The following is a 13,020-nucleotide window of genomic DNA, read 5'->3' as shown; positions in this document are numbered from 1 at the left end:
CCTCGGCGTCCTTCTGGCCGGCGTACTTCTTGGCCACGTCCTGGTAGGCCGGGCCGACCAGCTTCTTGTCCACGGCGTGGCAGGCGGTGCAGGCGTTCTTCTGCGCCAGTTGCAGGTTGGCCAGGGCGGGGCCCGCGGCCAGCAGGCCGAGGACGGCGGCGGTGGCGATGTGCTTCAAGGGGGATCTCCTGTTCGTGGGGTGGGATGGACTGCGAGGCAGCGGTGGCGGCAGCCCGAGACGGCCGCGCCCCAAATATTCGCAGACACGAATATATCGCGAACCCCTGTCCGATCCGTGCTGGTGTTTTCCCGTGTCAGTCGTCCGCCAGGGCGGGGTCGCAGCGCGCGGGCACCGGCCGCAGCTCGCCGTGCACCACCGCATGGGCCAGTCCGTCGATGCGGTCGAACAGGCGGTCCGGCCGGCTCTGGGCCACTGGCACGCCGCCGTTGTAGCCATAGGGCACGGCCCAGGCAGCCACGCCGGCATCACGCGCCGTCGCGACGTCGATGGCGGAGTCGCCCACGTGGCCCGTGGCGCAGGCCGGCGCTTCCAGCCGTTCGCGCACATGGTCGATCACGCGGCGATCCGGCTTCTTCCAGGCCAGCGTGTTGCCGCCGACGACGATGCGGAAGAAGTCCCGCAGGCCGGTGCGCTCCAGCACCTGCAGCGCAAACAGCTCCTCCTTGTTGGTGACGCAGACGCAGGCGATGCCGGCATCGCGCAGCGCCGCCAAGCCCTCCACGCAACCGGCGTAGGGCCGGCCGGTGGTGCCCGAGGTGCGCGCGTAGTGATGCTGGAAGCGGTCGAACACGCGCTCGAAGCGCAGCCGCTCGGCGCGCTGCGGCTCCGCGATCAGCACCTGCGCGAGCTGCTGCAGCATCAGCTCCCGCGTACCATGGCCGATGCTCGCCACGATGGCCGGCAGCGGCCGCGGCGGCACATCGAAATCGGCCAGGGCGCGGTTGCAGGCCTCGGCGATCTCGCCGGCGGTGTCCACCAGCGTGCCGTCCAGGTCGAAGCTCACCAGGCGATAGCGGGTCTCAGCGGCCATGGGCCAGCTCCTTCACGTCACTCACGGCCAGTGCCGCCTGCACCACCGCGTCGACCGTCAGGCCGAGCGCGGCGCACACCTGCGGCCCGGGCGCCGACTCGCCGAAACGGTCCACGCCGATCACGCGGGCGCAGCCGTAGTGCGCCCAGAAGAGGGTCACGCCCGCCTCCACCGCAACGCGAGGGACGGTGCCGAGCACGGCGCTTCGCCAGGCGGCATCCTGCCGGTCGAAGACCGTGGTGGACGGCAGCGAGACCACGCGCGCCGGTACGCCCTGCCCCGCCAGCACCTCCGCAGCGGCCACGGCGAGCTGCAGCTCCGACCCCGTGGCGATGAGCGTGACGCGCGCCTGCGCGTTCTCGCGCAGCACGTAGCCGCCGCGCCGGATGGCGATCACCTGCTCCGCGCTGCGCGCCTGGGCCGGCAGGTTCTGCCGCGACAGCAACAGCGCTGTCGGCCGCTCACGCTCCGCCAGGGCCGCGAGCCAGGCGCAGGCTGTCTCCGCGATGTCCCCGGGCCGCCAGACATCCAGCCCCGGGATCAGCCGCAGGCTCGCCGCGTGCTCCACCGCCTGGTGCGTGGGCCCGTCCTCGCCGAGCGCGATGGAGTCATGCGTGAACACATGGATCACGCGCTGCTTCATCAGCGCCGCCATGCGGATGGCGTTGCGGCTGTAGTCGCTGAAGGTGAGGAAGGTGCCGCCGTACGGGATGTATCCGCCGTGCAGCGCCATGCCATTCAAGGCCGCGGCCATGCCGAACTCGCGCACGCCATGACTGATGTGCCGGCCGCCTGGCTGGCCGCCGCGCACCGTGCCGCCACCGGGAAAGTCGGTGAGATTGGAGCCGGTGAGGTCTGCGCTGCCGCCCAGCAGCTCAGGCACGCGCTGCGCCAGCGCGGCCAGTGTCATCTGCGAGGCCTTGCGGCTGGCCACGCTGTCGCGCGCGGTCCCGAACTGGGCCAGTACGGTCAATTCCGTCTCGCGCCAGTCGCGCGGCAGGTCGCCGGCCATGCGCCGCTCGAACTCGGCCGCCAGCGCCGGATGCGCGGCGCGGTAAGCCTCGAAGCGGCGGCGCCAGTCGGCGGAGGCAGCCGCGCCGCGATCCACCGCGCTGAACGACTGCCGCACCGCCGCCGGCACCTCGAACGGCAGCGAGGTCCAGCCCAGCGCGGCGCGCGTGGCCGCGATCTCGTCGGCCCCCAGCGGCTCGCCATGGCTGCGCGCGGTGCCTTCCCGGCCCGGGCTGCCGCGGCCGATCGCGGTGCGGCAGAGGATGAGCGTGGGCGCCGCCGACTGCGCATGCGCCTGGGCCAGGGCCGCATCGACCGCGTCCACGTCATGCCCGTCGACTGGCCCGATCACATGCCAGCCATACGCGCGGAACCGCATCGCCGTGTCGTCGCCGAACCAGCCAGCCACCGCGCCGTCGATGGAGATGCCGTTGTCGTCATACAGCGCCACCAGCTTGTGCAGCTTCTGCGTGCCCGCGAACGAGCAGGCCTCGTGGCTGATGCCTTCCATCAGGCAACCGTCACCGACGAAGACGTAGGTGCGGTGGTCCACGATCGCATGGCCATCGCGGTTGAACTCGTCCGCCAGCAGGCGCTCGGCCAGCGCCATGCCCACCGCGTTGGCAAGCCCCTGCCCCAGCGGGCCCGTCGTCGTCTCCACGCCGGGTGTGACGCCCACCTCGGGATGGCCGGGCGTGCGGCTGTGCAGCTGGCGGAAGCGCTTCAGGTCCTCCACGGGCAGGTCGTAGCCACTGAGGTGGAGCAACGCGTACAGCAGCATCGACGCATGGCCGTTGGAGAGCACGAAGCGGTCACGGTCCGGCCAGCGCGGATCGCGCGGGTCGTGCTTCAGATGGCGCGTCCACAGGGCCACCGCCATCTCGGCCATGCCCATGGGCGCACCGGGGTGGCCGGAGTTGGCAGCCTGCACCGCATCCATGGCCAGCGCGCGCAAGGCATTGGCCAGCGGGTTGGTGGGGGCAGCGGCCTCGGGGCGCAGCACGCGATCAGCAGAGTTGCCGGCCATCACACCGCTCCCAGGGCGCGCTGGCGCCTTTCGATCATCCGCCAGATGAAGGGCGTGAAGATCAGCTGCATGGCGATTTCCATCTTGCCGCCCGGCACCACCACCGTGTTGGCGCGGCTCATCCACGAGCCGTTGATCATGGACAGCAGGTAGGGGAAGTCGATGCCCTTGGGCTTGGCGAAGCGGATCACCACCATGCTCTCGTCGGCGCTGGGGATGTCGCGCGCGATGAAGGGATTGGAGGTGTCCACCACCGGCACGCGCTGGAAGTTCACGTGCGTGTGGGCGAACTGCGGCACGATGTAGTTCACGTAGTCGGGCATGCGGCGCAGGATGGTGTCGACCACGGCCTCCTGGCTGTAGCCGCGCTGCGTCTTGTCGCGGATCAGCTTCTGGATCCATTCCAGGTTGATCGAGGGCACCACGCCGATCAGCAGGTCGGCGAAGCGCGCGATGTTGACCTTCTCCGTCACCACGCCGCCGTGCAGGCCCTCGTAGAACAGCATGTCGGTGCCGGCCGGCACCTCTTCCCACTCGGTGAAGGTCCCGGGCTCCTGCCGGTAGGGCGCGGCCTCCTCGGCGTTGTGCAGGTACTTGCGGGTGCGGCCCGTGCCGGTCTCGGCGTACTGGCGGAAGAGCTGCTCCAGCTCCGCGAACAGGTTGCCCTCCTCGCCGAAGTGGCTGAAGTGCCGGTTGCCCGTGGCTTCCTCCTCGGCCATGCGCTGCTTCATCGCCTTGCGGTCGAAGCGGTGGAAGCTGTCGCCTTCGACGATGGCAGCCGTCACGCCCTCGCGGCGGAAGATGTTCTGGAAGGTGCGCGTCACCGTGGAGGTGCCGGCACCGGAGGAGCCGGTGATGGCGATGATGGGGTGTCGTTCGGACATGGCGGACTCGGCAGGAAAGGAATCAATCTCGGAACAGGCTGCGCTCACCGAACAGCGCGACGCCGGGCTCGCGCGAGCCGGGCTCGGCGTGGTAGCGCTCGATGCGCTCCACCTCGTGGCGCGAGCCGAACACCAGGCCCACGCGCTGGTGCAGCCCGTCCGGCTGCACGCCCAGAACGGGCTGACGGCCAGTGCTGGCGCGGCCGCCAGCCTGCTCCATCAGCCAGCCCACCGGGTTGGCCTCGTAGAGCAGGCGCAGCCGGCCGGCGCGGCCAGGGTCGCGCGTGTCACGCGGGTACATGAACACACCGCCGCGCATCAGGATGCGGTGCGCCTCGGCTACGAGGCTCGCGATCCAGCGCATGTTGAAGTCCTTGCCGCGCGGGCCGGTTCGGCCGGCCAGGCATTCGTCCACGTAGCGCTTGATCGGTGGCTCCCAGAAGCGGCTGTTGCTGGTGTTGATGGCGAATTCCTGCGTGTCCGCCGGCACCTGCACGTCGCGCTGGGTGAGGATGAACTCGCCCAGGTTCGGGTCCAGCGTGAACACCGCCACGCCGTTGCCCACCGTCAGCACCAGCTGCGTGCTGGGGCCGTAGATTGCATAGCCCGCGGCCACCTGCCGCGCGCCCGGCTGCAGGAAATCGTCCGCGGTCACGTCGCGTCCGCTTTCCACCGCCTCGCCGGGCGCGCGCAGGACCGAGAAGATGGAGCCCACGGCCACGTTGACGTCGATGTTGCTGCTGCCATCCAGCGGATCGAAGGCCAGCAGGTACTTGCCGCGCTGGTAGGAATCGGGGATCTGGAACGGCGCCTCCATCTCCTCGCTCACCATGCCGGCCAGGTGGCCGTTCCACTCGTTCATGCGGATGAACACGTGGTTGGCCAGCACGTCCAGCGGCTTCTGCACCTCGCCCTGCACGTTGACTGCGCCGGCAGCACCCGGCTGACTGGCGGCGCCGAGGGGGCCACAGGCGACGATGCGTGCAATGGCCTTGCAGGCCAGCGACACGTCCAACAGCAGCGCGTTGAGTTCGCCGCTGGCCTCGGGGTAGCGGCGCCGCTCCTCGATCAGGTAGCGGGTGAGGGTCCAGCGGCCGGTCAATGGCATGGGGGTTCCTTGTGATGCGGTTCAGGCGCGGCTGGCGACCGGTCGCGCGGCGGCAGCGGCCGCGTGCCAGGCCTGCAGGTCCCGCAGGCCCACGCCCTGCAGCGAGGGCAGCACGCGCAGCGCGCCGCGGAAGTCGTGGTGCGAGGTGTAGTCGTTGGGGGTGACGATCACCGGCAGGCCGGCAGCTTGCGCGGCGGCAAGGCCGTTGGCCGAGTCCTCGAAGACCAGGCAGGCTTGCGCAGGCAGGCCGAGCCGCGCGAGCGTCTGCAGGTAGACCTGCGGATGCGGCTTCTTCAGGGGCGCGGTGGAGGCGTCCTCCACCACCACGAAGCGCAGCCGCCAGTCGGGCCCGATGGCGCGCCGCAGCAGCGCGGCGATGTTGGCAGGCGAGGTGGTGGTGGCGATGGCGAGTGCCAGCCCGGCCGCGCCGGCTGCCTCGATCAGCGACAGCACGCCGGGTCGCAGCGCCACCCGGCCCGCCCGCACGGCCTGCTCGTAGGCGGCAGACTTGTGCGCGTGCAGCCGGTCCACCGTGGCGCGCACGCCACCGCCCAGATCCACACGGCCCGGGTCGACGCTGCGCCAGTGGTGCAGGATACGCTCCTTGCCACCGGCAACGGCCAGCAGCCGCGTGTAGGTGGGCCGGTCCCAGTGCCAGTCGAGGCCCTCTTCGGCGAAGGCCTGGTTGAAGGCCTGGCGGTGCGCCTCCTCCGTGTCGGCCAGTGTGCCGTCCACGTCGAAGATGAGGGCCTGGAGGCTGGGCATCACGCCTCCCCCTGCCGGAACACCCGGCTCGCGCGGATGTCCGCCTCGCACAGCGTGGTGAGCGCGTGCGCGTCCAGCTCGCGCTCGCGGTCGGCGAACAGGCGTGAAGCCTGGCGCAGCCGGGCGCGGTCGATGGCGTTGCGGATGCTGCGCGCATTCGCGAAGTGCGGCTGGCGCATGCGCAGCGCGATGTACTCGGCCAGCGCGGCGTGCGCGCCCTTGTCCAGCCGGTAGTGCAGCGTCTCCAGCATGCGGCCGGCGATGGCCTGCAACTCCTGCTCACCGTAGTCTGGAAAGTCGATGTGATGCGCGATCCGGCTGCTCATGCCGGGGTTGGACTGGAAGAACGTGTCCATGCGGTCCTTGTAGCCGGCGAGGATGACCACCAGGTCGTCGCGCTGGTTCTCCATCACCTGCAGCAGGATCTCGATGGACTCCTGCCCGTAGTCCCGTTCGTTCTCGGGCTTGTAGAGGTAGTAGGCCTCGTCGATGAACAGCACGCCGCCCATGGACTTCTTGAGCACCTCGCGCGTCTTGGGCGCGGTGTGGCCGATGTACTGGCCCACCAGGTCGTCGCGTGTGACGGCCACAAGATGGCCCTTGCGGATGTAGCCCAGGCGATGAAGGATCTCCGCCATGCGCAGGGCCACCGTCGTCTTGCCGGTGCCGGGGTTGCCCGTGAAGCACATGTGCAGGCTGGGCGCCTGGGCCTGAAGGCCCACGTTTCGGCGCAGGCGGTCGATGACCAGCAGCGCAGCGATGTCGCGGATGCGCTGCTTCACCGGCTGCAGGCCCACCAGGTCGGTGTCGAGCTCACCCAGCACCTGCTCGACCTGCGTATCCGCCAGCACCTGGCCCACCGATCGCGCGCCTGAAGCGGGCGCGGGGGCGGCGGGTGCGGGCGCCTCGGGCTCTACCTGCGCCAGTGCGCGCATCTGCCCGGGAATGCGGTACTCGGGTGCGTTCATGCCCTGCTCCTGCGCACCGCGGGATCAGTAGCGCTGGCCTTCGGGCTGGGCCGCCGCGTAGCCCTGCACCGTGTAGCGCATCGTGCGGCCGTTCACCTCCTGACGCACCAGGCCGAAGCCGGGCTCCTTGGGTGGCCGGTTCACGATGAAGCTCATCGCGATGGACTCGATGCCGCGCTGCGAGTCGAAGGCCATCAGGCGGATGTAGTGGTTCGGAAACGCCTGGCGGCACTCGCGCAGTTCCAGCATCACGCCGGCGGCGTCCTTCAGGTCGAACATGGGCATGCCATGCATCTCCCAGTAGGTGTTGCGCGGATGCGGGTCGTCGGTGTACTCCACGCTCCAGGCGTAGCCGCGGTTCAGGCCGTACTGGATCTGCGCGGCGATCTCCTCGTCCGTCAGGTCGGGCAGGAAGCTGAACTGGCCCTGGGTGATGCGGCCGGTGGGGTTGGTCATCATGATCGGTTCTCCTTCTCGGCGCGGGGGATCAGGCGGCCACGGCCGGCGTGACGGCGTAGTCGCTGCTGTCGGTGGACTGGTAGTTGAAGCTGATGTCGCCCCAGGTATCGAGGGCGGCCTTCAGCGGCGTGCAGAACTGGGCGGCCTTGCGCAGGATCTCAGGGCCCTCGTTCCGGATGTCCTTGCCCTCGTTGCGCGCCTTCACCATCGCCTCCAGCGCCACGCGGTTGGCCACCGCGCCGGCCTGGATGCCCATGGGGTGGCCGATGGTGCCGCCGCCGAACTGCAGGATCACGTCGTCGCCGAACAGGTCGATCAGCTGGTGCATCTGCCCGGCGTGGATGCCGCCGCTGGCCACCGGCATCACCTTCTTCAGGTCGCACCAGTCCTGGTCGAAGAACAGGCCGCGCGGCAGGTCCTGCTTCGTGTACGCGTCACGGCAGACGTTGTAGTAGCCCTGCACGGTGAGCGGGTCGCCCTCCAGCTTGCCCACCGCGGTGCCGGTGTGCATGTGGTCCACGCCGGCCAGGCGCAGCCACTTGGCGATGACGCGGAAGCTCACGCCGTGGTTCTTCTGCCGCGTGTAGGTGCCATGCCCCGCGCGATGCAGGTGCAGGATCATGTCGTGGCGGCGGCACCATTCGCCCAGGCTCTGGATGCAGGGCCAGCCGACGATCAGGTCGATCATGATCACCACGCTGCCCAGCTCCTTGGCGAGCTCGGCACGCTCGTAGATGCTTTCCATGGTGCCGGCCGTCACGTTGAGGTAGCTGCCCTTCACCTCGCCGGTGGCGGCGCTCGCCTTGGCCACGCCGTCCATCACGTACAGGAAGCGGTCGCGCCAGTGCATGAAGGGCTGCGAGTTGATGTTCTCGTCGTCCTTCATGAAGTCCAGGCCGCCCTTCAGGCCCTCATAGATCACGCGACCGTAGTTGCGGCCCGAGAGGCCCAGCTTGGGCTTGGTGGTCGCGCCCAGCAGCGGGCGGCCGAACTTGTCCAGGCGCTCGCGCTCCACCACCAGGCCGGTGGGCGGGCCCTTGAAGGTCTTCACGTAGGCCACCGGAATGCGGATGTCCTCCAGCCGGGCCGCCTTCAGCGGCTTGAAGCTGAAGACGTTGCCGATCAGGCTGGCCGTCATGTTGGCGATGGAGCCCTCCTCGAACAGGATGATGTCGTAGGCCACCCAGGCGAAGAACTCGCCGGGCCGGCCGGGCACGGGCTCCACCCGGTAGGCCTTGGCGCGGTAGCTGTCGCAGGCAGTGAGGCGGTCGGTCCACACCACCGTCCAGGTCGCCGTGCTGGACTCTCCCGCCACGGCCGCGGCGGCCTCCACGGGGTCCACCCCTTCCTGCGGCGTGATGCGGAACAGGCAGATCGTGTCCGTGTCCTTGGGCTGGTAGTCGGCGTCCCAGTACCCCATCTGGCGGTACTTCAGCACGCCCGCGCTGTAGCGCTTCCTGGCGTCCGTGATCTGGGTGGCTTGGGTCTGGATCTCGCTCATCGGGGCATCTCCTGGCGGGTCGGTTCGTCGATGAGCCCACTATAAGAATCGACTTAAATAAGGTAAATTCAGTTATTGTTTGACTTCGATTCAGGCATCACTGAACCATGCGCAACGCCACCTTCCGGCAGCTCCGGGTCTTCAGTGAGGTCGCCCGGCACCTGAGCTTTGCCAAGGCAGCCGAGGCGCTGCACCTCTCACCCCCTGCCGTGACGATGCAGGTGAAGGAGCTGGAAGGCCACATCGGCCTGCCCCTGTTCGACCGCCAGGGACGCAAGGTCACGCTCACCACGGCCGGCGAATACATGCTGGTGCACGCGCGCAAGATGCTGGCGACGCTGAAGGACGCCGAGGACGCCGCCGCGCGCCTGAAGCGGCTGGAGGTGGGGCAGCTCACCATCGGCATGGTCAGCACCGCGAAGTACTTCCTGCCGCGGCTGCTGGCCGAGTTCCGGCGCGACCACGCCGGCATCGACATCCGGCTGGCGGTGGGCAACCGCGAGCAGCTCGTGCGCATGCTGCACGCGAACGAGCTGGACATCGCCATCATGGGCCGCCCCCCGAAGGAGCTGGCCACGCGCGCCGAGCCCTTCGCGGCGCACCCGCATGTGTTCGTCGCGCCGGTGGGGCACCCGCTGGAGGCGGTGGGGCACCCCGCCGTGCACTCGCTGGTGGGCTACCCGTTCATCGCGCGCGAGTCCGGCTCGGGCACGCGCGCGGCGATGGAGGAGTTCCTGTCACGCGCGCAGGTGCAGCCGCGCATCCAGATGGAGATGGCCAGCAACGAGACCATCAAGCAGGCGGTGATGGCCGGGCTGGGCCTGAGCTTCCTCTCGCTGCACACGCTGGGCCTGGAGCTGGACAACGGCCTGATCCGCATCGTGCATGTCGAGGGCACGCCGGTGGTGCGGGCGTGGAACTGCGTGCACACCTTGTCGAAGCTGCTCTCGCCAGCGGCGGAGGCGTTCCGCTACTTCGTGCTGGAGCGGGGCGAGTCGTTCCTGGCCGAGCAGTTCGCAAGGCACCTGCCGCTGCAGGCGGGGCGGGTGGTGGCGGAGACGTCGTGATCGCTGGGGTTGCGCTGGCGCTCCACCCCAGCCTACGAAAGCGACGAGGGCACGCTCGCTTGACCGGTCTTCGGTAGGCTGGGGTGTCAGCGCAGCGAAACCCCAGCAATCACCGCGCCTCACGCATCCTGCAACCCCTCCGCGTCCACCACGCGATACGCCCGCCCCTGCTTGTCCAGCGGCTCGATCGCCCCCTCGCGCACCAGCGCGCTGACCTCGCGGCTCACCGTCTCCAGCTTCAGGTCCAGCATGGCGCCCATGTCCTCGCGCGAGAACAGCGTGGCGCGATCCGGCTCGTCCGGGCTGCGCATCTTCAGCACGAAATGCGCGACGCGCTGGCGCGCGGTGCCGTAGTTCAACTCCGCCAGCCAGTCGTCGGCCTCGCGCAGCGCGCGTTGCCACTTCTCCATCAGCCGCTTGTGCAGGCGCGGCGACTGCATGTCCAGGGTGTGGATCACGGCCAGCGGAATGCGGCACACGGCGACGTCGGTCATCGCCACTGCCTCGCTGTCGTAGCGCTGCGTGGCCAGGGCCTCCAGCCCGGCCACGTCACCCGGGCGCAGCACGCGCACGATGCGCGCGCGGCCGCCGGCCGTGTAGCGCACCAGCTTCAGCATGCCGCGCCGCAGCGTGAACATGCCGATGGCAGTGGACCCCTCCGCGTACAGGCTCGCACCGGGCGGGTATTCCAGATCGTCGATGGGCGCGTGGATGAGGCCGAAGTCCTGCTCGTTCAGGTCGGCGAACAGCACCATGTCGCGGATGCCGCAGTGGCGGCAGTCGGAGGTGCCACGCCAGGCGGCTTCGGTCTTGATGGGGATCATGCGGCCTCGGCCCGGCTCACCCGCGCACCACGCGCGTGGCGCGCCGCACGCGATCCTCCAGGTAGGCGCCGTAGAAGTCCGGCAGCGAGGCACCGGCGAGCCGGGGTGCGATCTCGCGGCCACCCGGTCCGACGAACAGCACCGTGGGCGCGATCACGATCTTCCAGGCGCGGGTGAGCGCGTCGTGCGTCGTCGGCTGGCCGTCGTAGTCGCGGATGGCGCGATTGCTGCGCAGGTCCACCTGCACCACCGGCTGGCCCGTCTCGTCGCGCAGCGGGCCCAGGTAGGCGTCACGCGCTTCCATGCAGAAGGCGCAGCCGTCCAGGCTGGCCATCACCACCAGCGGCAGTCGCGCGGCGAGCGCGCCGGCCAGCGCATCGGCCAGCGAATCGGGCTTGGCCAGCGTCACGCGGCCCTGCGCGGCCCGGGCCGCGGGCACGCCCGCCGTGAGCGCGCTGGCGGCCAGCAACCAGTCACGACGGCGCAGTCCGGCGGGCTTCACTGCCCCTCCCGTTCCATCAGCAGGTAGGTGTTGTACGCATTCATGCGGTTGGCCACGCGGAACAACGGCAGGTGCTCGAAGGCCGACCAGTCCGCGGCCTGGTAGGCCCCCTCCCACGGCTCCATGTTCTTCGCTGCCTCGCCCATGACCTTGCGCAGGTAGACGAGGTAGTCGCGGGTGAGCTGCATGTCGGCCCGCGCCTGCTGCGACAGCGGGCCGTGGCCCGGCACGATCACCTGCGCGTCGTAGGCCAGCAGCTGCTCCAGCGCCAGGATCCAGCGGCGGCTGTCGGCCTGCCCGACGAAGGGAATGCGGCCGCGGAAGACCAGGTCACCGGCGAACAGCACCTTCTCGGCCGGCAGGTAGACCACGAGGTCCTCGGGCGTGTGCGAGGGCCCCACCGGACGGATCTGCAGCGTCACGCCGCCCACCACGAGTTCCTTCGGGCCGTCCAGCCATTCGTCGGCCGTCACCAGCCGCGTCTGCGCATCCACCCAGGGCGCCAGCTCCTTGCGTGAAGCCTCCAGGCGCAGGGCCGCCGTGTCGGAATGCAGGTACTCGCGCGCGGCCTGGTGCGCGATGATGCGCGCGCCCGCCGCCTGGAACGCCTGCAGGCCATAGATGTGGTCCGCGTGGTAGTGGGTGACGATCACGTGCGTGACCGGCTTGTCGGTGACGCGGCGGATCTGCTCCAGCAGCCGCCTGGCGAGCGCGGGCGAGCCCAGCGCATCGATCACCACCACGCCGGCCGGCGTGACGACGAAGCCCGCGTTGGAGATGAAGTTCTGGTTCTGCGGCGAGCCGAGCGCCGACAGGCCCTCGACGAACCAGGTGGAGGGCGAGGCCTGCCGCGCCTGCATCACCGGCGCCTCCTGGGCCTGCGCAGACACGGCCAGCGCAGCCGCCGCCGTGACGAGGGCCAGCGTGCGCCGCCAGCGGGCCATGAGTGTCATGCCGATGTCTCCTGCTCGGGCGCGCGGGCGGTCAGTCCCGGCTCGGCGCCATGACTTGAATATAAGCGATTCCTTAACTGTTCGCACGCCAACCGGCCAGGCGATCTTGACCGCGGTCAAGGCGCGCCGTGCTGCGTTGCAGCACCATCGGTGCATGTCCCCATCCGCATCGCTTCGCCGCGCCGCCCTCGCGCTGGCGCTCCTCACCCTCTCGGCCGCGGCATCGGCGGCGCCCGATGCCGATGGCCCCAGCCTTGCACGCCAGCACTGCACGGTGTGCCACGGCGCCAAGGGCGAAAGCACCACCGAACAGTTCCCGCAGCTCGCCGGGCAGACGCGCGAGTACCTGCGCAAGCAGCTCGCGGACTTCCGCGCCGGCACGCGCGTGCACGTGGCCATGAACCAGATCGCCGGTGGCCTGACCGACGCCCAGATGGATGCGCTGGCCCAGTGGTTCTCGCAGCAGACGCCCGAGCTGCACCCACCGCGCGACGCGCTGCTGGCCGGCGTGGGACGCTACATCTACGAACGGGGCAACACCTTCGCCGGCGTGCCGGCCTGCGTGAGCTGCCACAGCGCCACCGGCCAGGGCAATGCCCGCCTGCCGCGCCTGGCCGGGCAGCATCCGCTGTATGTGGAGAACCAGCTGCGCCGCTTCCATGCCGGCGCACGTGGCAACGACGGCGGCGTGATGGGCTTCGTGACCGGCCGCCTGACCGAGCTGGAGCTGCGCGGCGTAGCCGCCTACGTGGGCGGCATGAGCGGCGGCAGCCGGGCCGCCAGCGCGCGCTGACGGCCTACTTGCCGCTCAGGTACTCGGCCACCGCCGCCATCTCCAGCGGCGTCATCTTCTCGGCCACGGTGTGCATGACGGCGTTGTCGTTGGTGCGCTCGCGCTT

At 70.0% G+C, this 13,020-nt stretch carries 14 protein-coding genes; 2 read left to right on the top strand and 12 right to left on the bottom strand.

Annotated elements, in window-relative coordinates; translation table 11 throughout:
- From ACE3T5_RS18745 to ACE3T5_RS18705, 9 genes are all read right to left on the bottom strand, one after another.
- On the bottom strand, positions 1–178 hold a 178-nt coding region (locus ACE3T5_RS18745; RefSeq protein WP_374669626.1), incomplete at its 3' end, for a c-type cytochrome.
- A gap of 136 nt (positions 179–314) precedes the next feature.
- Positions 315–1,052 (bottom strand): HAD-IA family hydrolase, encoded by a 738-nt coding sequence (locus ACE3T5_RS18740; RefSeq protein WP_374669625.1) that lies wholly within the window; start codon positions 1,050–1,052, stop codon positions 315–317.
- Positions 1,042–3,090, bottom strand: a complete 2,049-nt coding sequence (gene tkt, locus ACE3T5_RS18735) for a transketolase (RefSeq protein ID WP_374669624.1) — start codon at positions 3,088–3,090, stop codon at positions 1,042–1,044. Before tkt ends, ACE3T5_RS18740 begins: the two co-directional genes overlap by 11 nt.
- Positions 3,090–3,974 (bottom strand): phosphoribulokinase, encoded by an 885-nt coding sequence (locus ACE3T5_RS18730; protein WP_374669623.1) that lies wholly within the window; start codon positions 3,972–3,974, stop codon positions 3,090–3,092. The genes tkt and ACE3T5_RS18730 overlap by 1 nt, the downstream gene beginning before the upstream one ends.
- A gap of 22 nt (positions 3,975–3,996) precedes the next feature.
- Positions 3,997–5,082 carry a class 1 fructose-bisphosphatase gene (locus ACE3T5_RS18725; protein WP_374669622.1) on the bottom strand — a complete coding sequence of 362 codons (1,086 nt, stop codon included), beginning with the start codon at positions 5,080–5,082 and terminating at the stop codon, positions 3,997–3,999.
- 21 nt (positions 5,083–5,103) lie between these two features.
- Positions 5,104–5,847 carry an HAD-IA family hydrolase gene (locus ACE3T5_RS18720; RefSeq protein ID WP_374669621.1) on the bottom strand — a complete coding sequence of 248 codons (744 nt, stop codon included), beginning with the start codon at positions 5,845–5,847 and terminating at the stop codon, positions 5,104–5,106.
- Positions 5,847–6,815: a CbbX protein gene (gene cbbX / locus ACE3T5_RS18715; protein ID WP_374669620.1), complete on the bottom strand. Its 969-nt coding sequence runs from the start codon at positions 6,813–6,815 to the stop codon at positions 5,847–5,849. Before cbbX ends, ACE3T5_RS18720 begins: the two co-directional genes overlap by 1 nt.
- Positions 6,816–6,839: 24 nt before the next feature.
- A complete protein-coding gene (locus ACE3T5_RS18710; RefSeq protein WP_374669619.1) occupies positions 6,840–7,274 on the bottom strand; it encodes a ribulose bisphosphate carboxylase small subunit in 435 nt (144 codons plus the stop codon).
- Positions 7,275–7,302: 28 nt separating this feature from the next.
- Complete coding sequence (locus ACE3T5_RS18705; protein WP_374669618.1) at positions 7,303–8,775, bottom strand: form I ribulose bisphosphate carboxylase large subunit; 1,473 nt, start codon at positions 8,773–8,775, stop codon at positions 7,303–7,305.
- A gap of 107 nt (positions 8,776–8,882) precedes the next feature.
- Between ACE3T5_RS18705 and ACE3T5_RS18700 the strand changes: the two genes are divergently transcribed.
- Entirely contained in the window at positions 8,883–9,842 is a 960-nt protein-coding gene (locus ACE3T5_RS18700) for a LysR substrate-binding domain-containing protein (RefSeq protein ID WP_374669617.1), read from the top strand.
- Between the two features lie 119 nt (positions 9,843–9,961).
- Here ACE3T5_RS18700 and ACE3T5_RS18695 read toward each other — a convergent pair whose 3' ends face one another.
- The 3 genes from ACE3T5_RS18695 to ACE3T5_RS18685 are packed head-to-tail and all read right to left on the bottom strand — an operon-like array spanning position 9,962 to position 12,121.
- Positions 9,962–10,666, bottom strand: a complete 705-nt coding sequence (locus ACE3T5_RS18695) for a Crp/Fnr family transcriptional regulator (RefSeq protein WP_374669616.1) — start codon at positions 10,664–10,666, stop codon at positions 9,962–9,964.
- Between the two features lie 16 nt (positions 10,667–10,682).
- Positions 10,683–11,168, bottom strand: coding sequence for a hypothetical protein (locus ACE3T5_RS18690; protein ID WP_374669615.1), 486 nt, complete (start codon positions 11,166–11,168; stop codon positions 10,683–10,685).
- Positions 11,165–12,121 (bottom strand): MBL fold metallo-hydrolase, encoded by a 957-nt coding sequence (locus ACE3T5_RS18685; RefSeq protein ID WP_374669614.1) that lies wholly within the window; start codon positions 12,119–12,121, stop codon positions 11,165–11,167. Before ACE3T5_RS18685 ends, ACE3T5_RS18690 begins: the two co-directional genes overlap by 4 nt.
- A 154-nt stretch (positions 12,122–12,275) precedes the next feature.
- Between ACE3T5_RS18685 and ACE3T5_RS18680 the strand changes: the two genes are divergently transcribed.
- Positions 12,276–12,914, top strand: a complete 639-nt coding sequence (locus tag ACE3T5_RS18680; RefSeq protein ID WP_374669613.1) for a cytochrome c — start codon at positions 12,276–12,278, stop codon at positions 12,912–12,914.
- Positions 12,915–13,020 lie beyond the last annotated feature (106 nt).

The organism is Ramlibacter sp., assembly GCF_041916345.1.
Taxonomy (GTDB): domain Bacteria; phylum Pseudomonadota; class Gammaproteobacteria; order Burkholderiales; family Burkholderiaceae_C; genus Ramlibacter.
Note: the sequence above shows the minus strand (reverse complement) of the source record. Positions and strands in the feature narration are given on the sequence as shown.

Coding starts and splice junctions, on each gene's coding strand:
- ACE3T5_RS18740 (WP_374669625.1), bottom strand. CDS start 1,052: ATGGCCGCTGAGACCCGCTATCGCCTGGTGAGCTTCGACCTGGACGGC.
- tkt (WP_374669624.1), bottom strand. CDS start 3,090: ATGGCCGGCAACTCTGCTGATCGCGTGCTGCGCCCCGAGGCCGCTGCC.
- ACE3T5_RS18730 (WP_374669623.1), bottom strand. CDS start 3,974: ATGTCCGAACGACACCCCATCATCGCCATCACCGGCTCCTCCGGTGCC.
- ACE3T5_RS18725 (WP_374669622.1), bottom strand. CDS start 5,082: ATGCCATTGACCGGCCGCTGGACCCTCACCCGCTACCTGATCGAGGAG.
- ACE3T5_RS18720 (WP_374669621.1), bottom strand. CDS start 5,847: ATGCCCAGCCTCCAGGCCCTCATCTTCGACGTGGACGGCACACTGGCC.
- cbbX (WP_374669620.1), bottom strand. CDS start 6,815: ATGAACGCACCCGAGTACCGCATTCCCGGGCAGATGCGCGCACTGGCG.
- ACE3T5_RS18710 (WP_374669619.1), bottom strand. CDS start 7,274: ATGATGACCAACCCCACCGGCCGCATCACCCAGGGCCAGTTCAGCTTC.
- ACE3T5_RS18705 (WP_374669618.1), bottom strand. CDS start 8,775: ATGAGCGAGATCCAGACCCAAGCCACCCAGATCACGGACGCCAGGAAG.
- ACE3T5_RS18700 (WP_374669617.1), top strand. CDS start 8,883: ATGCGCAACGCCACCTTCCGGCAGCTCCGGGTCTTCAGTGAGGTCGCC.
- ACE3T5_RS18695 (WP_374669616.1), bottom strand. CDS start 10,666: ATGATCCCCATCAAGACCGAAGCCGCCTGGCGTGGCACCTCCGACTGC.
- ACE3T5_RS18685 (WP_374669614.1), bottom strand. CDS start 12,121: ATGACACTCATGGCCCGCTGGCGGCGCACGCTGGCCCTCGTCACGGCG.
- ACE3T5_RS18680 (WP_374669613.1), top strand. CDS start 12,276: ATGTCCCCATCCGCATCGCTTCGCCGCGCCGCCCTCGCGCTGGCGCTC.